Origin of the sequence: Croceivirga lutea (assembly GCF_014235875.1) — a bacterium.
GTDB lineage: Bacteria > Bacteroidota > Bacteroidia > Flavobacteriales > Flavobacteriaceae > Croceivirga > Croceivirga lutea.
The window spans coordinates 480,892-505,027 of record NZ_JACJUK010000001.1 but is presented as its reverse complement, the minus strand read 5'-3'; the positions used below and the strand labels follow the sequence as shown (position 1 = coordinate 505,027).

Annotated in this window: 20 protein-coding genes; 12 read left to right on the top strand and 8 right to left on the bottom strand. The window is 34.8% G+C overall.

From position 1 onward, the window contains the following. Nucleotides 1–145 precede the first annotated feature (145 nt). Entirely contained in the window at nucleotides 146–646 is a 501-nt protein-coding gene (locus tag H5V42_RS02355) for a Dps family protein (protein ID WP_185781508.1), read from the top strand. Between the two features lie 38 nt (nucleotides 647–684). After that, on the top strand, nucleotides 685–1,206 hold the full coding sequence (locus H5V42_RS02350; protein WP_185781507.1) for a hypothetical protein: 522 nt from the start codon (nucleotides 685–687) through the stop codon (nucleotides 1,204–1,206). A 51-nt stretch (nucleotides 1,207–1,257) separates the two neighbouring features. Here H5V42_RS02350 and cysM read toward each other — a convergent pair whose 3' ends face one another. After that, nucleotides 1,258–2,142, bottom strand: coding sequence for a cysteine synthase CysM (gene cysM, locus H5V42_RS02345; protein ID WP_185781506.1), 885 nt, complete (start codon nucleotides 2,140–2,142; stop codon nucleotides 1,258–1,260). Beyond that, the gene (epsC, locus tag H5V42_RS02340; protein WP_185781505.1) at nucleotides 2,135–2,926 is read right to left on the bottom strand and encodes a serine O-acetyltransferase EpsC; all 792 of its coding nucleotides are present in this window, start codon (nucleotides 2,924–2,926) and stop codon (nucleotides 2,135–2,137) included. Before epsC ends, cysM begins: the two co-directional genes overlap by 8 nt. Nucleotides 2,927–3,023: 97 nt before the next feature. Here epsC and H5V42_RS02335 point away from each other — a divergent pair, with 97 nt between their 5' ends. Then, entirely contained in the window at nucleotides 3,024–3,695 is a 672-nt protein-coding gene (locus tag H5V42_RS02335) for a DUF2461 domain-containing protein (RefSeq protein ID WP_194336933.1), read from the top strand. Here the strand turns inward: H5V42_RS02335 and H5V42_RS02330 are convergent. Continuing rightward, nucleotides 3,692–4,099 carry a glyoxalase gene (locus tag H5V42_RS02330; protein ID WP_185781504.1) on the bottom strand — a complete coding sequence of 136 codons (408 nt, stop codon included), beginning with the start codon at nucleotides 4,097–4,099 and terminating at the stop codon, nucleotides 3,692–3,694. The genes H5V42_RS02335 and H5V42_RS02330 overlap by 4 nt on opposite strands. A gap of 271 nt (nucleotides 4,100–4,370) precedes the next feature. On the opposite strand from H5V42_RS02330, the gene H5V42_RS02325 reads away from it, so the two are divergent. Next, a complete protein-coding gene (locus tag H5V42_RS02325; protein WP_185781503.1) occupies nucleotides 4,371–4,802 on the top strand; it encodes an acyl-CoA thioesterase in 432 nt (143 codons plus the stop codon). Here the strand turns inward: H5V42_RS02325 and H5V42_RS02320 are convergent. Next, nucleotides 4,780–6,063, bottom strand: coding sequence for a dipeptidase (locus H5V42_RS02320; RefSeq protein ID WP_185781502.1), 1,284 nt, complete (start codon nucleotides 6,061–6,063; stop codon nucleotides 4,780–4,782). The genes H5V42_RS02325 and H5V42_RS02320 overlap by 23 nt on opposite strands. Before the next feature lie 157 nt (nucleotides 6,064–6,220). Between H5V42_RS02320 and H5V42_RS02315 the strand changes: the two genes are divergently transcribed. The 6 genes from H5V42_RS02315 to H5V42_RS02290 all read left to right on the top strand — a co-directional run bounded on the left by H5V42_RS02315 (nucleotide 6,221) and on the right by H5V42_RS02290 (nucleotide 15,301). Further along, on the top strand, nucleotides 6,221–7,978 hold the full coding sequence (locus H5V42_RS02315; RefSeq protein ID WP_185781501.1) for an ATP-binding protein: 1,758 nt from the start codon (nucleotides 6,221–6,223) through the stop codon (nucleotides 7,976–7,978). Continuing rightward, the gene (locus tag H5V42_RS02310; RefSeq protein ID WP_185781500.1) at nucleotides 7,968–8,345 is read left to right on the top strand and encodes a response regulator transcription factor; all 378 of its coding nucleotides are present in this window, start codon (nucleotides 7,968–7,970) and stop codon (nucleotides 8,343–8,345) included. Before H5V42_RS02315 ends, H5V42_RS02310 begins: the two co-directional genes overlap by 11 nt. Before the next feature lie 150 nt (nucleotides 8,346–8,495). After that, complete coding sequence (locus tag H5V42_RS02305; protein WP_185781499.1) at nucleotides 8,496–10,343, top strand: HEAT repeat domain-containing protein; 1,848 nt, start codon at nucleotides 8,496–8,498, stop codon at nucleotides 10,341–10,343. Continuing rightward, entirely contained in the window at nucleotides 10,336–11,769 is a 1,434-nt protein-coding gene (locus H5V42_RS02300; protein ID WP_185781498.1) for a glycosyltransferase family 2 protein, read from the top strand. The genes H5V42_RS02305 and H5V42_RS02300 overlap by 8 nt, the downstream gene beginning before the upstream one ends. Continuing rightward, nucleotides 11,766–14,087, top strand: a complete 2,322-nt coding sequence (locus tag H5V42_RS02295) for an alkaline phosphatase family protein (RefSeq protein WP_185781497.1) — start codon at nucleotides 11,766–11,768, stop codon at nucleotides 14,085–14,087. Before H5V42_RS02300 ends, H5V42_RS02295 begins: the two co-directional genes overlap by 4 nt. A 5-nt stretch (nucleotides 14,088–14,092) precedes the next feature. Beyond that, nucleotides 14,093–15,301, top strand: coding sequence for a YaiO family outer membrane beta-barrel protein (locus H5V42_RS02290; RefSeq protein ID WP_185781496.1), 1,209 nt, complete (start codon nucleotides 14,093–14,095; stop codon nucleotides 15,299–15,301). A 414-nt stretch (nucleotides 15,302–15,715) separates the two neighbouring features. Here the strand turns inward: H5V42_RS02290 and H5V42_RS02285 are convergent, their stop codons facing one another. After that, nucleotides 15,716–16,579 carry a sigma-70 family RNA polymerase sigma factor gene (locus H5V42_RS02285; protein ID WP_185781495.1) on the bottom strand — a complete coding sequence of 288 codons (864 nt, stop codon included), beginning with the start codon at nucleotides 16,577–16,579 and terminating at the stop codon, nucleotides 15,716–15,718. A 244-nt stretch (nucleotides 16,580–16,823) separates the two neighbouring features. Here H5V42_RS02285 and H5V42_RS02280 point away from each other — a divergent pair, with 244 nt between their 5' ends. Both H5V42_RS02280 and H5V42_RS02275 read left to right on the top strand, forming a co-directional pair. Then, nucleotides 16,824–18,335: a DEAD/DEAH box helicase gene (locus H5V42_RS02280; protein WP_185781494.1), complete on the top strand. Its 1,512-nt coding sequence runs from the start codon at nucleotides 16,824–16,826 to the stop codon at nucleotides 18,333–18,335. A gap of 1 nt (nucleotide 18,336) precedes the next feature. Then, nucleotides 18,337–19,572: a glycosyltransferase gene (locus tag H5V42_RS02275; RefSeq protein ID WP_185781493.1), complete on the top strand. Its 1,236-nt coding sequence runs from the start codon at nucleotides 18,337–18,339 to the stop codon at nucleotides 19,570–19,572. A gap of 15 nt (nucleotides 19,573–19,587) precedes the next feature. On the opposite strand, the gene H5V42_RS02270 is transcribed toward H5V42_RS02275, so the two are convergent. The 3 genes from H5V42_RS02270 to H5V42_RS02260 all read right to left on the bottom strand — a co-directional run bounded on the left by H5V42_RS02270 (nucleotide 19,588) and on the right by H5V42_RS02260 (nucleotide 23,911). Next, the gene (locus H5V42_RS02270; protein WP_185781492.1) at nucleotides 19,588–20,424 is read right to left on the bottom strand and encodes a formate/nitrite transporter family protein; all 837 of its coding nucleotides are present in this window, start codon (nucleotides 20,422–20,424) and stop codon (nucleotides 19,588–19,590) included. Nucleotides 20,425–20,570: 146 nt separating this feature from the next. Then, the gene (locus tag H5V42_RS02265; RefSeq protein WP_185781491.1) at nucleotides 20,571–22,640 is read right to left on the bottom strand and encodes an ATP-binding protein; all 2,070 of its coding nucleotides are present in this window, start codon (nucleotides 22,638–22,640) and stop codon (nucleotides 20,571–20,573) included. After that, a complete protein-coding gene (locus H5V42_RS02260; protein ID WP_185781490.1) occupies nucleotides 22,640–23,911 on the bottom strand; it encodes an SIR2 family protein in 1,272 nt (423 codons plus the stop codon). The genes H5V42_RS02265 and H5V42_RS02260 overlap by 1 nt, the downstream gene beginning before the upstream one ends. Between the last annotated feature and the right edge of the window lie 225 nt (nucleotides 23,912–24,136).

The window sequence follows — 24,136 nt, the reverse complement described above, 5'->3', positions numbered from 1 at the left end:
ATTCCGTTAAGAGCCGTTAAAGCCCTTGACAAAATTCATATTCCGCATACCTTTGTTGTGTAATTAATTGATAATCAATTATATAAAATTATTTTTTATACCTAATTGACGCAATTAATATAAAGTTTAACACAAAAAATACGATATGAATTATTTAAATCTAAATGAAGATAAGTTATCTAATGTAGTAATTGAATTAAACCAATTATTAGCTGACTATCATCTATACTACCAAAATTTAAGAAATTTTCACTGGAACATCAGAGGCGAAAACTTTTTTGACTTGCATAACAAATTTGAAGAATTATACATTGATGCAAGAGGAAAAATAGATGAAATCGCAGAGCGAATTTTGACCTTGAGATTTCATCCAATGAGCAACTACAGTGACTATTTAAAACTATCAAAAATTAAAGAAACTGAGTCGTCATTAAGTGACCATGAGATGGTAGCCAAAATTCTAGAAAATCACTCCATTTTAATTAAACAAATGAATGAAGTTGTAGAAGTGGCAGAAGCAGCAACAGATGAAGGTACTATTGATTTAATTGGAGCTTATATTAGAGAATTAGAAAAAAGTAGCTGGATGTTAGATGCATGGAACAGAAAACAAACTGAGCAATTAAAAGCAGTATCTAACAAGTAATAACAAAAAAAGAAGTTTAACCTTAAAAATTTTATACAATGAAAAATATATATAAAGTAACACTACTAACTGCATTTTTTGCCGTAATCGGATTGAATGCACAAGATATACCAACTGAAAGTAATAGCGAAGTCACTGAAAAAACATACACCTTATATAAAAATGGTGAAAAAATTACAAATTCAGTTCGAATTACAACTGAAGTAAGAAGAGCAGTGGCCACAGACCCAAAGGATGAGGGTATGGTAAATGGTGATAGAATTTACCCACCAAAAATAGTAGTAAAGACCGTTGAAATTGATAACGATAGTGACATGAATTATGATGAAAAAATTAAGTTTAGTTACATGGCACAAGAAAGAACAGACTTTACTTTAGTAAGTAGAGAAAAAGATTTAGTGTTAGCGGTAGAAGACGGAAAAAACATCACAGTGCTAGAAGACCAGAAAAAGTTTAAAAGAAATGAAGCTGATAAAACTTCATACGTTTATACTGATGATGATGGTAACAAAATCAACTTTAAAGTTGAAGAAGAAAATAAAATGAATACTAGTAAATAATATAAATCTTGCTTTGGAAAAGAAAAAGGTCTGCAATTTGCAGACCTTTTTTTATTTAAAAATATCTGATGATAAATACCGGTCACCACGGTCACAAACTATAGAAACTACAGTGCCACTTTCTAGTTGTTTGGCAATGCGCAACGCTACAACCGCAGCACCACCACTACTCATTCCAGAAAATATACCTTCTTCTTTGGCAAGTCGCTTTGCCATAGCAATTGCTTCTTCTTCAGAGACATAACGTATATCATCCACCTTTTTTGAATTGTAAATACTTGGTATATATTCTGGTGACCATTTTCGAATACCCGGTATTCGCGCACCTTCTTCGGGTTGAACGCCAATTATTTTAACCTGACTATTTTGTTCTTTTAAATAGGTTGAAGTACCTGTAATGGTACCAGTAGTGCCCATACTACTCACAAAATGAGTAACTTCTCCATTGGTGTCTCTCCAAATTTCAGGGCCGGTAGTTTTATAATGCGCTTTCCAATTGTCTTCATTACCAAATTGGTCAAACATAAAATAGCCTTCTTTTTTCACCTTATTTTCAACATAATCACGCGCACCTTCAATACCAATATCTGCAGGTGTAAGGGTTACTTTAGCTCCAAAAGCTTCCATGGTTTGCACACGTTCTTTTGTAGAATTTTCGGGCATAACGAGCTCAATTGATAAGCCAAATATGCCAGCAACCATAGCTAAACCAATACCAGTATTGCCACTAGTGGCTTCTATTAGTTGGGTGCTTTTATCAAAATCACCACGTTCTAATCCACATTTAATCATATTATATGCAGGGCGGTCTTTTACACTACCTCCAGGATTTTGACCCTCTAGTTTAAAAAGCACATTTACATTCGGATTGGTATTTAAAACCTTAGAAGCAACTAATGGAGTATTGCCAATGAGGTCAAGTATATGTTTAGGCATCCGTAGTAGTTTTTATTTTTATTTCTGGGGTATGAAATACAGTAGAGTTTGCAGGTATTGAAGCCGTAACCCATGCATTACCCCCAATTATGGTGTTTTCTCCAATAATGGTATCTCCGCCTAAAATTGTAGCATTTGCATAGATAGTTACGTTGTTTTCAATGGTGGGGTGGCGCTTAATTTTTTGAAGATTTTTTGCAACATACAATCCGCCTAAGGTAACCCCTTGATATATTTTTACATTATTTCTAATAACTGCGGTTTCGCCAATTACTACCCCAGTGCCATGGTCTATATGAAAAGATTCACCTATTTGTGCACCTGGGTTAATATCAACACCTGTTTGTCTATGCGCATATTCTGTCATTAATCGCGGAACTAGTGGAAATCCTTCAGCATATAACTCATGTGACAAGCGATAAATTGCAATAGCGTAAAAACCAGGATACGCCATATAAACCTCTTCAATGCTTAAAGATGCCGGGTCACAGTTAAGTGTAGCTTCTGCATCTTTATTCAACAATTCTAGAATATTTGGCAGTTTAGCAACATATCTATCCCAAATTTTACTACAAGGTTTTTCAGCTTCCCAGCAAGCCAAGTCAACTAATTGTTTAAAATCTTTTTTTAATTGATTTAGATTTTCTTCTAAAGGTGTATTTATATCAAATAAAGTGTTGAACAACCTATTTGTGAATTCTTCAGTCTTGGACTTTAACCTAAAATCTAAGAAAGGTTGTTTTTTGTGTTTTTTGAGTTGGTTTATTATCTCTGTCTTGTTCATTATATTGATGATTGAAACACGAAAAGTTAAAAATAGTCAATTGACAAACTGCCATTGGTTAACTTTAGCATAAAATCAATGAATTAATCGTATTCGAATGCATATCATTACAAAAGAAATCTTTGAATTCTTAAAAGAATTAAACCAAAACAACAATCGAGAGTGGTTTAATGAAAACAAATCTAGATTTAAAACAATTCAAGCAGACGTAAAAGAATTTTATAACGCAGTTCGATTAGATTTAGATAAGCATGATGCTATAGAAAAAACAAAGTTGTTTCGAATTTATAGAGATGTAAGATTCTCAAAAGATAAAACGCCTTATAAACCGCATTTTGCAGGCTCTTTTTCTAGACTTGGAGCTGCGTTGCGCGGTGGATATTACGTAAGAATAAAACCAGGTGAAACTTTTATTGCAACTGGGTTTTGGGGACCAGAAAAAGAAGATTTGCTTAGAATTAGGAAAGAATGGGAGCTAGACACCTCAGAATTAGAAGCTATTATCACTAATAAAGCCTTTAAAGATATTTGGGGTGAAATGCAGGGAGACGAATTAAAAACTGCTCCGAAAGGTTTTGACAAAACCCATGAAAACATTGCTCTTATTCGTAAAAAGCAGTTCATTTTCACTCGAAATTTTACAGATGCTCAAGTGTTGTCACCGGACTTTAGCAAAGAAATTGACGAATCTTTTAGAGCCATAAGACCTTATTTTGACCTTATGAGTTCAATTTTAACCACCAATTTAAATGGGGAGTCATTGCTTTAAACAAGTACTTCTCGCTCTAATAACTGAACTTGGTCTTTAAGTCTTTCAATTACCATATTCATCATACGCTTATTTAGGGCAGATGAATTTTCAATATAGACTTGGTATTCCTCAACAGTGAACTGGCCGATTATCATTCCTTTTAAAGCGTTTCTAAACTTGATATCTTTTTGAATAGATTTCTCAATATACTTTAATCGCCCCTCTGTATTTAGTTCATAAAACTTGTCTTTATGCTTTCTAATATAATTTTTAAAAGCTTCTAAAAGCAAAAAGTTTTGAAATTTAATTACAGGTCTTAAAGTTACATTTTGAAAGTACTCTTCGTCCGAGGTATAGCTGTCTACTTTTGCAGACCTCAATGTTGGACGAATTTTTAGCAGGTGGGATGACCTCGTGTCCATCTTTGTAGTTTTAATAAAGGTAACGATAGATTAGAATAGGTAGCGTAGTGTTTAACATAGTTTTCAACTATGATATGAACAATTTAATCTTATTTAACCCTGCCTTAATCAACTACAAGCTTTTCAATTTCCTAATATCATATTCCATTTTTTATGGATTTGTCATTTTAAAGTTATCAAGAATTTTTTATTGAAAATTGTTAATCTAAACTTGTCATAAAACAAATTGCTAACGTTTATAATTGAATAATTTTGCTGCAAACACTAAGACATGAAGTTTCATTCGAGAAGATGGGTAAAACCCGAAGATTTAAATGCTAATGGCACCTTATTCGGAGGTAGAGTGCTGTCTTGGCTAGATGAAGAAGCCGTTATGTATGCCATGATTCAATTAGAGAATAAAAAAGTGGTTACCAAATACATATCAGAGATAAACTTTATGAGTACTGCGGTTGCTGGTGATGTTATTGAAATTGGTATTGAAGCTGTAAAATTTGGTAAGTCATCTTTAAACCTCAATTGCGAGGTTCGAAATAAGATGACTCACGAAACTATACTTACCGTAGACAACGTTATAATTGTTAACCTTAATGAAGATGGTCAACCATTACCTCATGGCAAAACAAAAGTTGAATATGTTGAAGAAAGGTTAGCTAAGGCAGCAAAAGAACAAAATGCAATTAGTTCATCTCAGAAGCAATAGCTTGAACTTCATCTAATACGCGTAAGAGATTTTCACCCCAGAGCTTGCGTATTTGTTCTTCAGTATACCCTCTTTTGACCAGTTCAAGCGTTACATTGAAGGTTTCAGAAGCGTCTGACCAACCTTCAATTCCGCCACCACCATCAAAATCTGAGCTTATGCCCACGTGGTCTATGCCCATTTTTTCGACCATATAATCTATGTGGTCAACAAAATCGCTCACATTTACTGCTGGTGGGGCCTCTGAACTGTTTTTAACCAAATCTTTTCCAATGGCCATTACCTTTCTATAGTTGCCAAAAAATGATTTACGTTCTTCAGGCGTTAAGTCTTTTAATTGAGAGCGTTCGTACCAGTTAATACCTAAACTGTCTGCTACTTTTGCGTAGATATCTTTCATGTAAGCGGCTCTTGCTTCGTGTTTTTCGGTATTTAAATACGCACTAAATGCAACTGTTTGTACTACACCACCGTTTTCTTTCATCAAATCTAATTGCTCATCTGTTAAATTTCTACTGTGGTCACATAATGCTCTTGCTGAAGAATGTGAAGCTATAATTGGGGCCTTAGATAAAGCTATCATTTGTTTCATAGATTCTTCAGATGGGTGTGAAACATCTATCATAATACCTAATCTATTCATCTCATTTACAGCTTCTTTTCCTAGTTCACTTAAACCGTTGTATAACCAAACATCATCTTCTTCACCTGTGTTAGAATCACAAAATTGACTATGACCATTGTGTGATAATGAAATATATCTTGCCCCTAAATCATAGTATTCTTCAAATTTTGAGAGGTCTTCACCTATGGGATACGCGTTTTCCACTCCAATCATAGCTACTTTTTTGCCGCTTGCATGTATTTTGCGAGCTTCCTCAGCGGTAACTGCTAAATTGATTTTATCAGGAGCAAAGGTTTCACACAAATCATGTATAGCTTTAAACTTAGACATAGCATTTTCTGACGCTTTTTTGTACCCTTCGGCAGAAAGGGTATCCTGACCGGTATAAACAATAAACCAAGCAACATCAAGCCCTCCTTCAATCATTTTAGGCAAATCTACCTGTGTTTCAAGGTTTTGGGCATAATTGATACTATCTGTAAAGTTGCTTACATTAATATCACAATGCGTGTCTAAAGTAATTACTGCTTTGTGAATTCGTTCTGCTTTTGCGACAATGTCTTCTTTCTTTTCTTCTTTCTTTTCAGCACAGCTTATAGCAAAGGCTAGACTAGCAAGGAGTAGTATTTTTTTCATGTTCTAAGAATTACACCTACAATTTAAGGCATTATACAACATATTAAAGCCATACCGAAACATTTTATTGGAAATGCTTCATCAAATAGGCAGTTTTAAATGGTAGAAAACCAGATTGTTAACAGTCTGTAGTTGATTACTTGTTAAAATTTTATTTTTGGAGAGTAGAGATTTATTAGCGCATTTAGAAAAACTAGAGAAGGGATTAGAGCATTTTTCATTCTCAGAATTGAATGGTTCTGAGGCTACTAATTTGAAAAATTCATTCTTAGATTTTAAGAATCATTTAGAGGCCAAAATGTTTGGTGATGTTATAGTTTCTTCTTCATCGTCATCAACAGCAAAATCTAACAAAAAATCTATTGATGCCTATGCTAAAGAAACTTCTCTAATTGCCAATGTAAGTCATGAAATAAGAACCCCATTAAATGGTATTGTAGGTTTTATTGATTTACTTAAAGATACGCAACTAGATGCTATTCAAGAAGACCTTGTAAGCGCTCTATCTTCAACGTCTAACAATCTAATGGTGATTATTAATGAATTGCTCGAATTTTCTAAAATTGCAGCAGGCCAAGAACGTTTTGAGGCTATCCCATTTCGTTTAAAAAACATGGTTGAAGAAATTAAGTTTTTAAGTGAAACTTTGATTGTTGACAAAGCGGTTACGGTGCATACTTTGGTTGATTCCAAAATCCCAGAAATTCTTATTGGTGACCCATCTAAGCTAAGTCAAGTATTACTAAATCTTATGGGTAATGCTGTAAAGTTTGTTGAAAAAGGTAACATTACCTTGAATATCAAATTTAAGCATGCCAAAAAAGGTAAGGTTAGATTACAGTTTGATGTTATTGATACGGGTATTGGAATTTCTGAAGAAAACATTAAACGTATTTTCGAAACCTATCAACAAGCTGAAGACACTACGGCAGCAAACTACGGTGGTACAGGCCTCGGACTTAGTATCGTAAAACAAATCATAGAAAAACAGGGCGGCTTAATTAAAGTAGCCAGCATTCTTGGAAGAGGCACCACTTTTACTTTTGAACTGGACTTTGAACATAATGATACGATTTCTGATGCCGAAGTGCGCAATCATTTTGAACCTAAAACTGCCGTTGAACTTTCACAAAAAAATATTTTAGTTATCGAGGATAACTTGCTGAATCAGAAGTTATTCAAACAACAATTAGAAATTAATTCGTGTAATGTTGCCGTGGCAAGCAATGGGGTAGAAGGACTTAAATTTTTGGAGGAAAATCCAGTTGATTTGGTACTTCTAGATTTACGTTTACCCATTTTAAATGGCTTTGAAATAGCAGAGAAGATTCGTAGTCACAAGAATACCGTAATTAAAAACCTACCCTTGTTAGCTGTTTCTGCAGATATATCGGTTACCGATAAAGAAAAATGTGTAAACGCTGGTATTAACGATTATTTGCTAAAACCCTATTTAATCAATGAGCTTAAACAAAAGATTGTTGATTTAACCACCGATAATATACCGAATACTTCAAACACCAAAATTATTGAAAGCCAATTGGTAAGTGGTGCTACGGTAAATATTTTGCCCTTGTATAAAGAATGTCTAGAAAATGCAGACTTACTGGGAGAATTCCTTGGTATTTTTGAACAGAATATAATTGAATTCATTGGTGCCATTAGGGTGCATACCCACGAAAAAAACTATAAAGGAATTGAGTTCGCCACCCATAAAATAAAATCTAGTTTACAACTAGTTCATGCAGACGGATTATTTGATCTTGCTGTGGAAATGGAAAACTTGGCAAAATCAAAAGACAAATTTGAAACTATAAAAAAAGTATATCATGCTTTTTTAGATGAATATCCCCAAATTCAACATCAAATTAATACAAATCTTAACCTACTAAAGCCCCCAAAAAGTGGAAAATAAGAAAATTTTATTCGCAGAGGATGACCAAATGTTAGCCTCATTATTGGTTTATCGCCTTAGAAAAGAAGGCTACCAGGTAAACCAAATTCACGATGGCAAAGCTGTTAAAGAAGCCCTTGAACAAGGTATTCCAGACGCAATTGTCTGCGATGTTATGATGCCCTATTTCTCGGGTATTGAACTTATCGACTATGTTAGAAACGAGCTAAAATCAGATGTGCCTATTATTCTAATTTCAGCAGCTTCTAATGATGAGAATATTCTTAGCGCCTTTAAAATGGGTGCTAACGATTTTATACCTAAACCAATAAGCCCTAACGAACTTTCTATACGGCTTGCTAAAGAATTAAGTAGGGTAAGCGTATGAAATAAGTTAATTGTCCCAAAACCTTTTTAATATACCTACAACATAGAATTACCAAATCCACATATAGACCTACTTTGGACCCTGACCTATTTATTTTTAGTGTTGGGTGGTCTTTATTTTATCTCGGTTTTTCTGTATCGAAAGTTCTATTTGAACCTTAAAAAGAAAAGAGAAGCCTTAAGAGAAGAGCTAGCTCCCGTTATTAGTAATTTTCTTTTTCATACCAATGAAGACCCGGTAAACGAACAAAAGGAGTATATTAAATTGAAGATTGCTATCAGAGAAAAACTACGTTACCCGGAGTTTAGAAAAACCTTGGGTGAAATTCTGTATGACCTTCAAAAAGATGTTTCTGGTGAAGTTCGTGAACGCTTATTAATATTGTATCGCGAGTTAGAATTACATCACCATTCGTTAGAGCGATTAAACAGTTGGCGATGGGAAGTTGTTAGCAAAGGTATTCGTGAACTTACTGAAATGGAGGTGGAAGAAACCTTCTTACTAATTGCCAAAAAAATAAATCACCGTCTTGCTGTTGTTCGCCGCCAGGCAGAATTAGCCACAGTTAAGCTTAGTCCAAAGGGAATTAATAAGATTTTAGACACTGCCAAATATCCTATAAGTGAATGGCAACAATTAAAAATTATTGAAGCTTTAGGAACCATCGAAAATTTTGAGCCACCAAGATTTAAATCGTGGTTGCTATCTCCAAACAATGATGTAGTGCTCTTTGCGTTACGGCTAATGCGCCATTACAATCAAAATGATGCTGAAACAGCTATTATTGAATTGGTAAAACATAAAGAGGATATCATTAAAAAAGAAGCTCTTGAATGTATAAAATACTTTGGGTTCACAAGAAGTTTAAGTTCGTTAAAACAAATTTTTTCTGGCTTAAGCAATGGTGTTAAAATAGAAGTGCTCAACGTTTTTGGCGAATTAGGTACAGATGCTGATTTACCTTTTTTATATCACATCAAAGGCATTGAACAAGAGTATTTTGTTCATAGCAAGGTATTGGCGACTATTAATTTAATTCTACCAGATTCAGAGTTGCCAACAAGCGATATTGAAAAATTTAAATCAGAACTACCAAAAAATTTAGAAGAGGTAACTGTAAAGGGTGACGATGAAGAAATATACAACTTTGTAGAATGGTCAAAATCTATAACACCCACAAAAGAGACCCCAATTGAAACTGAAGATGTTACTGATGATATAGCTTCTAGTGTAAGCGAATTGGATAAAGAAACATCAGATACGCTTGATGAACATTTAAGTTTGGTTTCCACTTCAGAAAATGATAATACAGCTGTTCAGCCTAAAAGTTTTGAAGACAATTATTCCAATCTCGATTTAGATTCTCGTGAAAAACTGTTGGATTCGATTGAAGATTTTGGCGATTCAAGAGAGCAAGAACATTTAGAGGTTATTGTTGAAAAAGAAGAAAACAGCGAGCTTAGGTTTAGAGCGTTCCATATTCTTAAGAGGCTTCAAGATTTTAAAAATCGTGTCAATTCAAATGATGTAGAAGAGAAAGCTTCAGAGGAGGAAGAATCATTCAATGCTAATGAAGAAGGCTTTTTGCATGAAAGTATGCACAGCATATTCTATCGTTTGTTCCAAAAAGCAGCAGATGATAATGCCAAAAAAATATTACTGGTAGAAATGCAACCAGTTGGTGATGAAAAGGAAATTCCTTTTTTAAAGCGATTATTACGTACTGAAGCAAAAACACTGCATTCTACTGTAAAAGAAACCCTAAGTATAATTGAGAAAAGACTTGATTATGAAAAGGATGAACCCAAAATAGAAGAAGAACATTCTCCAGCAAAAGAACCGTCTGCAAATGAAAACCGCATTTCATTAGAAATGTTCTCTTTGTATGAAGAAATCGGGATTTCTCCCGCTCAAGATACCCTTGACTTTGAACCCGATTTTGAACTGTCTGGTACAATAGCTGAAAGAATAGAACCTAAAAACCCAAAAGATGTTTAATGCAATTTCTTTTGATGGTATTCTAGATTATATAAACATCATTTTTTTGGTGTTTACCACGGTATTATTCTCCATGTTTACCCTAATGGGGTATTTATCCACCAGAAATTCAATTCACTATAAAAATAAAAACAGCTTTGTTGACCTTTCAAAAGTAATGGCATCACCTTTAGCGCCTTCTATTACCATTATTGCTCCTGCCTACAATGAGGGTATGACCATAGTTGAAAATATACGCTCGTTACTTTCGCTTAGGTATGTAAATTATGAGGTGATGGTGGTTAATGATGGTAGTAAAGACGATACGCTAGAAAAAATGATTAAGGCGTACGATTTAGAAAAAATCAATTTTAAAGTTGCTCCTAATCATAAAAGTAAGCCGATAAGAGGTGTGTATAAATCTAAAATCGCCGCCTTCAATAAACTTACTGTAATTGATAAAGAAAACGGGGGTAAATCAGATGCTTTAAATACTGGCGTGCAATTATCTACTGCGCGTTATGTTGGTTGTATAGATGTGGATTGTCTGTTGTTGCCAGACGCTTTGTTACACGTAGTTAAATCGTTTTTACAACGCTCCGAAAAACGGGTAATTGCTGTTGGTGGGGTAATCAGGGTGGCAAATTCTTGTCGTATTTCTGGCGGACAGTTAGAAGAGATTAATCTGCCCAAAAACTGGTTAGCCAAATTTCAATTGTTAGAATATACACGTTCTTTTCTGTTGGGCAGAATGGCTTGGGGGCGCATAGATAGTTTGTTAATCATTTCTGGAGCATTTGGCTTTTTTGATAGAGAAATTGCCAATGCAATTGGGGGTTATGATACCGGCACAGTAGGGGAAGACATGGAAATCGTCTTTAGAATGCGCCGTTATATGCATGAACGCAACTTACCCTATACGGTTGAGTATATACCAGACCCGCTTTGCTGGACAGAAGTTCCAGAAGATTTAAATGTATTTGTTAAACAGCGCGACCGTTGGTCTAGAGGTAACATAGAGACTTTAAAAAAACACAAAGACATGTTTTTAAATCCTAAACTAGGTAGGTTAGGGTTATTGAGTTACCCGTACTGGTTTTTTTATGAATGGATGGCGCCGCTACTGGAGTTTTTTGGTTTCTTTTCTATTCTATTATTCTGGTACTTAGAAATATTAAACTGGCAGTTTTTTTTAGCCATAACTATGTGCGTGTATACGTATAGCGTTATGTTTTCATTGTATGCTATTTTATGGGATACCCTGTCTTACAAGCAATACACCAAACCTAAAGATATTTTAACCCTAGTTTTTTGTGCCTTAATAGAACCCGTGGTTTTTCACCCTATTGTGGTTTGGTCTTCGGTTAAGGGTAATTATAAAAAGTTATTTAAAGTACAATCTGGTTGGGGCTCCATGACCAGAAAAGGATTTAGTAAAGCAGCATGATAACATCAGCAAAACAAATACAACGGTATGGACTTCCGCAATATGCAGGCTTACTTATTGCTTTTGCATGTAGCTTACTTGTTTTAGGGCTGTACCAGCACTTTCGTTTGTACTTAAACGGTATTCTAGATAGCGTGTTTGAATGGAGTATGCTAATGCTTTTCATTAATCAGATTGGGTATGCTGCTATTGTAGGTTTACTTTTGGTTTATCCATACCGTTGGTTAGAAGCTAACAAACCTAGCCACGGCAAAAAAATAGTCTCTTTTTTACTAACCCTGTTGTTAGCACTTGAATTTGTACTTATTGAGTATTTCTTGCAACACCTAGACTTAATTGGCTCTGATATTGCAACCACTTTAAATCATGTAAACTTTAGGGTTACCGAGCTTTTTTATGCGGGAATTTGTTTTCTTATCTGTTTAGGAATTTTTCGTTTTGTATCTAAAAAAGGAACAAAACTGTACAATTTTATTCAAAAATTATATCCCTTTACCATTATTCTCGCGCTCTTGTTCGCTGGAATGTTGTTTACAGATAAACGCGCTATAAACGTTAATAAAACGCAGTATTTGGTAGCGGAATTATTCTCTGGTAAAATTGAAAAAACAACATATGACGGTGAGGCGGAATATCCTTTAGTGAAACCTACTACTGTAGAGACAGACTGGGCAACTTATTTCAATTTTACAAACCAAAAACCCAATATTGTAGTTGTGATGATAGATGGCTTAAGTAATGAGTTCATTGGGTCTTCAGCTAAATTTAAGGAGTTTACACCGTTTTTAAGTGAATTATCAGAGCAGTCCTTAGTTTTTACAAATCACCTTAGTACATCTTTAGAAACACCAACCGCCTTAACGGCTTTACTATCTAGCACTCCTTTTCCTTCGGAAGGAAACGAGCATTTTTCTAGTAAACTGAATAAAAACAGTCTCTTTGCTTATCTCAAAAGTCAAGGTTACAAAACTGGCTTTTACCATGGCGGTAATTTGGCTTTAACAAAGCTAGACAGCTATTTGTTTAATGAACGGGTAGACATGGTAGTGGATAGGTCTAACTTTGGAGACCATTTTAAAACTTATGAAACCGATGCATCTGGTGCCATTTTAGGTTTTCCTGACGAAGAGCTATTTAAAAAATGGGAAGAAATTTACCTGCCATCTGGTAAACCTAAATTCGAGGTTTTTCTGAATCTTAGTACAGAAACTAATAGTTTGCATTACCCTGCCGAACAGTTTGTTACTGCTGCAGAAAAGCAAATTAAAATGGTGGGTTATGAGCCTAGTTTAAAACGAAGATTGGATAAAAACATTCCGTTTTTTGCCAATTTAATGTATACAGACAACGCCATAAAAGGATTTTTAGAAAAACACAAAAAAACCAACGAATTCAACAATACCATTTTTGTCTTTGTGGGCTCTAAAAATGCACCAGCTATTGAAAAAACAAATAGTCTTAGTTTTTATAGAACGGGAATGTTTATCTACAGTCCGTTAGTAAAAGAGCCTAAAGAATTTAAGCACTTAACGTCTCATTTTGATGTTGTACCTTCTATTTTAAGTTTGGTTAATACCGTAAAACCGAAAACTACAATTACACACAACAGTTGGTTAGGGCAGGGTCTGCTTACTGCTACCCCTAAAACCATTCCGCTTTTAAAACGAGAGGGCCGCTTTACCGAGTTAATTACGGGTGAATCTTTTTTTAATGGGGGTAAGGTGTATACGCTTAACATTGAAAACGAAATGGCGCTGGTTAAGAATGAAGCAAATACAAAAAAGGTTTACAAACAATTTCAAGAGTTTAAGGCTATAGCGAATTATACCTTAACTAAAAATAAATTAATGCCTGATAGCCTTGCTATTTTTCCGGTAGACCGCTACAATTTTAAGAAAGAAGAGTTAGTGTGGCTCTCTAGTGTTTTTGATGGAGAAGATTATGATAAAGCGTTTAGAGAGGCTACTAAACTAGCCCACAAAGGTAATACCAGCCGTGCCCTGCTGCTTTCTGAATATATAATACATAATGTGCCAGGCCATGTAGATGCTATGATATTAAAAGGTCGTATTTACGGCTGGAATAAACAATATGCGAAATCAAAAGATGTTTTAGAGGTGGCCCTTGGGCTAAATCCAAAATATCAAGACTGTTACGCTGCGTTATTAGACGTATGTTATTGGTCTAATGATGTTGGCCTAGCTTCTGAGCTGTATCAAAAACTAAAATCGAACGGAGTGGGTTCTGTGGAACTCGATGAAAAAGTAAATCGTTGCCTGGGGCAGCAAACGGTTTCTGAAGTAATACTTATTGATTAATGCTAATGAAAAGACTTTTTTTCATCTTAATAACATTGTTTTTTCTTTCCAATGCGTTTGGACAAGAAACGGTTGCTTTTAATGCCGATTCCTTGTTTTTAAAGGCTAGAAGTTTAGCATTTAACAATCAGCGCGTAGAAGCTAGAGATTCACTTCAAAAGTTGTTAGAAGTATATCCAGAATACGTAGATGCCGAACTTTTACTAGCTAAAACCTTAAGTTGGGATGGCGACTATGCTCAAGCACGTAAACACTTTAACAGGCTTACGTCTAAAGAAAAAAAGTCACAAGAATTATGGGTGGCAGCCGTTAAGAATGAAATCTATGCTGAAAATCACGCAATTGCATTGGGGCTGGCCAATAAAGCCCTTACACATATTAAAAATGACCCAGAATTAACTTCGTTAAAGCATAATTCCGTTAGTCAAATTTATAAGGATTATGAGATTTACGAGGTCTTAAAAACTGAGAATGCCGAAACTGACGAGAAAAACAGCTTTTCAGTAACGTCAACAGCAACGGTATTTGACAAGACTTTTGACCCTTTTTATGAAATGAAAGTGGCCTATGCTCGTAAAGCAAAATGGGGAGTGCTAATACCAAGAATCACCTATGCGGAGCGTTTTGATATTCAAGGCTATCAATTTGAAGTGGATGCGTATCCTACCTTCTCTAAAAAGCTACATGGTTACCTAAACTATGGTTTTTCTGACCAAATTATTTTTCCAAAACATCGGATAGGAGCAGAGCTGTATTCAGAGTTACCTAAAGCAAGAGAAGCATCGTTAGGTCTTCGCCATTTGCGGTTTAATGAAGTAAATACCACCATCATAACGGGTTCATATGGCTTGTATACTGGTAACTGGTATTTTTCGGGGCGGCCTTTTGTCTCTTTTGGTAATGATGATGTGGGTTTTGCAGGCAGTCTACTAGCACGTAAATACTTTAAAGATGCTAACAATTACTTAGATGTAAATTTTACATATGGTATAGATGTTGATAACAATCAGTTTTTTGCTAGAGGACAATTATTGGCAGAGTCGGTTACTTATTTAAGTACTCAAAGACTTCGTTTTGCCTACCAGTTTACGTTGGTCGATAAGGTCAACAGTATCAATACTTCACTCAACCTTTCGCGGCAAGAATTGCCATTTTCGCCTAACGATTTTGTCTTTTCGGCTACCGTTGGTCTACAATATAAGTTCCAATTTTAACTTTGTATTAGCAATTCGCTTTTTGACAACAAAAATTACTGAGTTGACATCATTTTATTGAAATAATACAACTAAAAAAATATGTTTACGTTGTATTATTAAGATACCCGAATTTATAAATCTTAATCTACCTAATTAATTATGTTATACGATACTTACGGCGAAGAATATTTAGCCTTTTTGCAAGACCTAAACGAGATTTTAAGCTTAAATCAACTAGCAGAATTAGATTACCTATAACCTAAAACCTATGCTTATGGAGTTCCCAAAAAACGAAAATACAGCCTACTTAAATTTTGTTCAGAATCTGAACCAAATTTTAGTAAATTACAATATTACCCAGTTGAATTGTTCTTAAGTTTAAGTGTTATTAAGTAAAAGGGGGAACTTGAACAAAGCTCCCCCTTTTATTTTTTAACCTAAGTACATTTTTAAGATTTTGCTTTTAGAGCTGTGGCGTAGCTTTCGAATAGCCTTTTCTCTAATCTGTCGTACCCGTTCTCGGGTTAAATCAAAAGTGCTTCCTATTTCTTCTAAGGTCATAGAAGGGTATTCGCCAATACCATAATACAAACGTACTACATCTGCTTCTCTAGGTGATAGCGTATCTAAAGCCCTATTTATTTCTGTTGTTAACGATTGATGCATTAATTCGTTGTCTGGTTTAGGTGATTCTCCAGAACGTAATACATCATATAAATTAGAATCTTCACCCTCTTTTAACGGCGCATCCATAGATACATGTCTACCAGAGTTTTTAAGTGATAATTTTACTTCGCTAACCGTCATATCCAATTCTTTAGCAATTTCTTCTGCTGAAGGTGGTCTCTCATGCGCTTGCTCTAAATACGAAAATGTCTTTTTAATCTTATTAATAGAACCAATCTTATTTAAAGGTAGTCGTACAACTCTAGAATGTTCTGCTAAAGCTTGTAAGATAGATTGTCTAATCCACCATACGGCATAAGAAATAAATTTAAATCCTCGCGTTTCATCAAAACGTTTGGCGGCTTTTACCAGCCCCACATTACCTTCATTAATTAAATCAGAAAGTTTTAAACCTTGATTTTGATATTGCTTAGCTACAGAAACCACAAACCTTAAGTTTGCGTTCGTCAATCGCTCTAAGGCCACTTGATCACCTTCTCTAATACGCTGCGCTAATTCCACCTCTTCTTGTGCGGTAATTAACTCAATTTTACTAATGTCTTGTAGGTATTTGTCTAAAGATTTGGACTCTCGGTTGGTAACCTGTTTTACGATTTTAAGCTGCCTCATTCAGGGTGAAATTTAATTATTGTACTAGCATACATTATACATTTAATTATGCCAAAATCCAAATGGTTTGTACTTAACTTATCAAAACTTTATGAATAATTCCTACAAAAAGGTAAGAGGGATTAACAACTGTTATTCACAATAAATTTTTAGTAATTAAAATTCTTATAACGTTATGGAGCGAATAAATCCACTAAATTTGTAGGGTTTTTTCAGAAAAACTTAACCCATAAAAAAATTGTTTTTGCAAGTTCAAAAAGAAACCAAAAAAAAGAACTTATACGATTATCAACTTGAAGATTTAAACCGAATTTTCAAAGAAATCGACAAACTCCCAGAAGGGGGTAACTTATTGTACCAACTACCTACGGGTGGTGGTAAAACGGTTATCTTCTCAGAGATTACTAGGCGCTATATTGAACAAACTGGTAAAAAGGTGGTGGTACTAACGCACCGTATTGAGCTTAGTGGTCAAACTTCTAAAATGCTTCATGGTTTTGGGGTACCTAATAAGGTCATTAATAGTGATGTTAAAGAACATATAGACCAAGATGAGTTTCAGTGCTTTGTTGCCATGGTAGAAACACTGAATAATCGATTGCAAGAAGAGAAGGTAGTGTTGAATAATGTAGGCTTGGTAATTATAGATGAAGCGCACTACAACTCGTTTCGTAAACTGTTTAAGTTTTTTGAAAAGGCCAATATTTTAGGCGTTACAGCAACCCCCTTAAGTTCCAACATTAAGCTTCCCATGAAAGACAACTATAAAAAGTTGATTATTGGAGAGTCTATAAAATCACTTATCAAACGTGGCTTTTTAGCCAAAGCAAACCTGTATAATTTTGATGTGAGTTTACGGGGTTTAAAATTGGGTATGCATGGCGATTATACCGTAAAATCTTCAGATGAACTGTATAGCAATCAATCCATGCTAGGTAAGTTGGTAACGGCTTATGAAGAAGTGGCAAAAGGCACCAAAACCCTTATTTTTAATAACGGTATTAGCACATCTTACTATGTGTATGAAACCTTTAAGAAAGCGGGCTACAACGTTAGACATCTAGATAATAAGAACACAGCAGCCGAACGTAAAGAAATTCTAGAATGGTTTGCCAATACGCCCGATGCTATTTTATCATCGGTAAGTATTTTAACTACTGGTTTTGATGAACCCTCAGTAAAATCAATAATTCTGAATAGAGCTACGCGCTCTCTAACCCTATATTTTCAAATGATTGGTAGGGGTTCTCGGGTAATGGAGAATAAAAAGGATTTTAATGTTATTGACATGGGTAATAACATTGCTCGTTTTGGCCCCTGGGATGAGGCTGTAGACTGGCAAGAAATTTTTCACTTTCCTGACTTTTACTTAGAGAATATTAAAAATGACGAGGATATTGAGCGCGACTTTGTTTATGAAATGCCTGAGGACTTAAAAGCGAAGTTTTCCAAATCTGAAAACATTCATTTTGATATTAAGGCGGAATACAAAAAAGTTTTTGCCGAAGGCGGAAAATCAAAAATAGTGCTAGAACGAAGCATTGCACAACACGCTCAAATCTGCGTAGAAAATAGTGAAGATGTTTTTGATGCCCGTATTTTGGCCAAAGAACTAAAAGATGAAATACAGTTTAGGGTTCGCCAATACTCGTACTGTATTATGAACAATACCAAAAACTACAAAGAGTGGTTAGAGGAAGACTACGAGCGTAAATTGCGCTCTCATATTTCAAAGATGTTTGCAGCCCGTATGTAGTATGAACAAACTATTGGTCATCGGTTTTGTGTGGCCTGAGCCCAGCACCACAGCGGCAGGCAACCGTATGCTGCAATTGTTAGAACTATTTCTGGCACACGGGTATCACATTACCTTTGCATCTACCGCAGCTAAAACAGCGTATTCTGAAGACTTAACCAAGCTGGGTATTTCAGAACAGCCTATTCTGCTAAACGATGCTAGTTTTAACGCTTTTGTAGCCGATTTACAACCCCATGTGGTGGTATACGACCGTTTTATGGTCGAAGAGCAATTTGGTTGGCGGGTTACCGAAGTCTGTCCGCAAGCACTAACACTTTTAAATACGGAGGACTTACATTCGCTGCGCGATTACCGGGCACATTGTTTTAAAAAGCAAATTGATTTTACGCAAAGCGATTGGCTACAACAAGATAAAACCAAACGTGAACTGACCAGTATTTTTAGATGCGACCTTACCCTATTAGTCTCCACTTTTGAAATTGAATTGCTTACTCGTGTGGGTATACCCAAAAACCTACTGTACCATTTACCTTTTTTATTACCAGAAATTACCGAAACAACCCAACACCAATGGCCCAGTTTTGAACAGCGGCAACATTTTATTTGCTATGGCAATGGTAAACATCAGCCTAATGTAGATGCGTACAACTATTTAAAAACCCATATCTGGCCGTTAATCCGTCAACACTTACCCACGGCGGAGCTACATATTTACGGGGCTTACCTACCACAACAAGTTGTAGAAATGCATAAGCCTACTAACGGTTTTCTCGTAAAAGGTTGGGTAAAAGACCTTAAAAGTAACGTACAACAGGCTAGGGTAGTGCTTGCCCCATTGCGCTTTGGAGCGGGTATTAAAGGTAAACTCACCTTGGCTATGCAAGCGGGCACGCCATCAGTAACTACACCATTAGGTGCTGAGGGTATGTTTGCGGTTTTACCGTGGGCGGGTAATTTGGCGAATAGCCCAGAAGATTTAGCTAAAAGTGCTGTGCATTTGTATACCCACCAAAATAGCTGGCTAGTAGCCCAACAACGGGGAATTGAGCTGATTCATCAACACTATAACAAAGGTATTTTGCAGGCACTTTTCTTAGAAAAATTGACAACACTTCAACATGAGTTACCAACGCATCGTACGCAGAATTTGGTGGGACAGTTGTTACAACACCAGAGTTTGGCCGCCACCAAGTTTATGGGCAAATGGATTGAAGCTAAGAATACCTTACCTTAAAACGATTTACCTCTACTAAAAATTAGAAGCAAAGGCTCGGTAGCGCAGTCCCGCTACAAAAACCACCCCGCCGATAGCATTACCTAAAAGGGCAATGGCCTGAAAATTAAGGTAATCGCCCATCGAAATTTTATCAGTAAACACCAAGCCGGCAAATACCTCAATATTACCTACAATACTGTGGTGAAATCCGGCAAAGCCCACCGTAAAGGTTATAATGTAGACAATTAAAATGCGACTTATAGTATCTCTAGAGGAGCTTAACAACCATGACAATACGGCCATAAGCCAACCGGCCAACACCGCGCTTCCTAAAATTAACCAACTATTTGCTTTGGTAACATGATGCGCAATTTCTGCCATGGTATCCCTGGTAAATAAGTCTAGTGCTAAGGCCATATTACCAGCAAATAGGGTGAATACATAGCCTCCAATGATATTTCCTAAAATAACAATGCCCCACAATTGCGCCAACTCTAGTACAGAACGTCTTTTATGTAGTACCGGCAAGGTAAGTAAAGAGGTTTGTTCTGTAAATAAAATGGAACGCCCTAGCACCACAATTATAAAACCAATGGGATAGGCAAAAGCCAATAACGGATACAACACATCTTTACCCACACGGTCTTTTAGAATGTGATGCAGCATACCCAATAGTAAAAAACTAAAGCCAATTTCTAAACCAGCAATTAGGGCGCTTAAAAACACGTTGGTTTTTTTGTGTTGGTAGGTTTCTAAACCCTCACACAGTTGGTCTACTAAGATGTCTTCATCTGATTTTACGGCGCCATTATCAGATTGGTTATGGACTTCCGCAATCTTTTTATCAATTTCTTCTTGGTTTTCTTTCATAGCAGTAACAAATTTAGCAAAACTGCTGGGGTAAGGTAACTGCATTGCTTTAAATACTAACTGTTTAGGGTAGTAAGTAAACGTAGTTTTAAATGGGGTATTTGTATTGATTTTTTATATGAAGATTATTCCCTGTATTATAACTCTTACCCATCTGTATTTGCTGTTAATGAAAATCCTTTTTGCCTAAACCAATTTTCACTTATTCTATTGTTGTCACTTTTCGGTAATGGCTTTGCTTCGTGAACCTTAAAAGTTGTCGGAAGATTTACTGAATGACCAAAAATCAAAGCGTGTTGAGTTGGAATAGAAGGCATTCTTCTCAAAATTGTTTCGGAAATGTGTGGCGTAATTTGTCGAATGTGTGAAAGGTCTTCGGGATTTTGTATTCTGTGGACGATGAAATTACTGCATTGGGATAATACTGTTTTAGATAATTCACTTGGTCTTTGTGATGAAACTAAAAGTAATAATCCAAATTTTCTACCTTCTTTTGCTATTGAATCAAAAATTTTATTCGCTTTAAGGAATGTGCCCATGGGGTTTCTTGAAATATATCTATGTGCTTCTTCCAAAATTAGATTTACTGGATATGAATTTCTTGGGTTTATATCCTTAACACTTTCATAAATAATACGAGAAATAACACAAGATATTACTTCCACAATTTCATCTTCTACTGCACTTATATCAATAATGATTATTTGACTAGTTTTTGATTTTTGAGCTTCTACTTCATTTAGTCCAATCAAGGTGTTTTTATACTCACTTATATTACCATCATCTTTTTTCAAAAAATTAAAATCCTTTCTGTCTTTAATACTTTTTACTCTAGTGATTAAAGAAGAACAGTAGTCTCTAATATGTTTATTTCCGTGTGCTTCTTCATATAAAAGAGCTAAATCGAGAGCATTTTCTATGATGTCAAAATTGAATTTTTGATATTTTTGATAAGAGGGCATTTGAAATTTTTCTTGAATAAAAACTGATAATCCGTCCTCATTAGTTTGCTCTAGAAAGTGATGCAGTTGCTCTGTACCAACTATATTTCCATAATGCACAAATAAGCAATTTCTTATATTTAATGTATTGGACTGATTCCCGATATATAAAGTGTTGTGTTTTCTACCTTTTTGGTCAGTAAAAGTGAATTCTGTTGTTAATGATATTTCGGCTGTATTAAATTTTTGAAGTAATGATAATATTCTGTCAGACTTTGACGGACTGCTAGTTTCATCCCTTAAAATCTCGCTAATACAGGTTGCTAGAATATGATTTTTGATTTCATTTACATTTTCTCCAATTGAAAATATTGACGCTAAACCTAGTGCATTTCTTAATATTGGTATTTGAGTTTTTTCTGTTGCCTGAAGAAGTAGAGCCCATTCATCAATAGACAAAAACCAATGAGGTAGTGTGAATTTCTTTATGTCTTTGTTAGAACTCTCAATACAGAAATTTTGTACTTCAATATCAGTGTTTTGAGATACTTCACTAAATGCTTGGTTGTATTCTCCATTTACATCAAAAATAACAAACGTACTTCCAACAGCACTATGATTTGATAACTTATAAATAGATTGAAGAATTGAAGAAATTGTACAAGATTTACCACTTCCTGTATTTCCTAATACAGCAGAATGACCAGCAAAGAATTTATCTATATCAATTTTAACTTCATAATCTGGAAATATTGTAGATGTACCAATTGAAAGCGTTTTATATCGTCTTTTTTCACAATCACATTTTTCTTTGTGTTCGCTAGGTTTTTCACATACTATTTCAATTTGTTCTTTAACATTAAAAATCGCATCAAGTTCTTTTTCTTTTATGTAAAGAACGTCTGTATATAACGCAGGATAGACGCTAACTCCGAATTCAAATTTATAATAATCAGGATTTTCATCAACTGGTTTGAGAGTACCGATAGGAAGTATTTCTAAATACTTACCAGTTGTACTTTTACTTAAAATTTGTTCTTTAGGATTACTGAAAGGTACATTTAGCTCTTTTTCTCTGACTCCAGATACTTCCGATACAATAAAGTAATTTTGATAGGGTAGAACAACGTAGCTATTTAGTTGAGCAAAATAATGTATGTCATCAAATCCACTTATATTAAAATTGTCAATTCCACTTAATAATTCGACAGTAAATCTATCTGAATTAATTGCTACTACTTTACCAATGACTCTTTGTTTATCTTCTCTATTCATTATCTTGGAAATAGAGTTTTTATGGCGTTGTCGATTTTGTCATCAATTTCGTCATTGCTTAAGTCTGGTAAAATTTGCTCAATGAAACCTTTAAAATAATGTAGGCTTTCTCCATTTTCTAATTTACCACCTACAATCCAAATTCTTGGGTCATTTAGGGATTTTAGCTTTTTAATTTCATCACTTTTCGCAAAATCTCCAAATACGATTAATCGGAAAGACGGTATTGTAAATGCTTGATAAATAAGATTGTTTATATGCTCGTCACTAAAACTGTAACCAAGAGAAATAAGTATGTTATTATTTCTCATTAGTCTTTTTTGAAACTCTCTAAACAAATCTGAATATGGACTTCCCATACTTGCGTTTTGTTTTAGAGGTGTAGGATGAATCATTATAACATCCTTTTTTTTGAGGTTTTCTAAACTTGTTTCTTGAATTTCTCTTACTCTAAAAAGTTTTGTCTGTTCTTCGTCCTGAATCCAGTTTATAGAACCGTGTATTTTGTATAAGTAAATGAAATTATCGATTACACTCCATTTACCTTGTGATAAGTCCATTTTTTCAGCTAGTGCATAATTAAAAATGGTTGGATTAAAATATTTTTTTATACCACCTGAAAATCCATTTACGTAATGTATTCCCAAACTGTCAAGTGCGATTTCAGAATACAAATCGTAATTCGTTGTGAAAATGCTAGGTTTTGGAAGATTTGCATTTCTGTATAAAAGTTTGCGATAAAACATTTTATAAAGATTTACCAAATCTATGTCATCTTCGTTACTACGTTTAGTCTCATTCAGACATTGTTCTAAAAGGAAGTTTCTTGCTTTATCTATGATGCCTTTGACCTTTTTAAATTCTTCTGTTCCGTTTTGATTGGTAGTTTCATAGAAATATATAAGACTGTGAAGTGTGCCTAAAAAAGTTTCTAAATTGTTTTGGAATGTTGTTGACGTAATATCAAGTTTTACATCGTCTTTTAGCCAATTTCGGTCATCTTCTGTTAGTATGTTGGCATAAAAATCTTTAGCAAGAGGTGCCATTGTTGGTATGCCTATTTCTTCCCATTCTTTTTGTTCATTTTCAATGTAATAGGAGGAACATCCAGAACCTAGAAGAAATGACAAATTCTTTCCGTCAAGAACTTTGTTAAATGAATCTTGAATTTTATTCAAAAGAGCTGTTTCAGTCTTTTCGTTAGATTTGTCTTTAATCTTTTGTAGAACTTCTTCATCTCCTTTGTAAAAATATAATTCAGATTTTGTCATTTACTTTTCTTTTATGGCGCTTATTTAGAATTAGCAATAAACAGCTCTTAGGGTTTTTAAACGTTGGCTTTTGCATCATCAAAACCAAATAAGCTGTTTATCCAGTTGGCTTTTCATAGCTTGTGCACAACGATTAATTTTCAATCCGTTTTACTAATTTTTAGGGGGAGTAGCTCAAAAATAATAGAAGTTAACACCCCCAAAAAACCAAATATATAAGAGGTT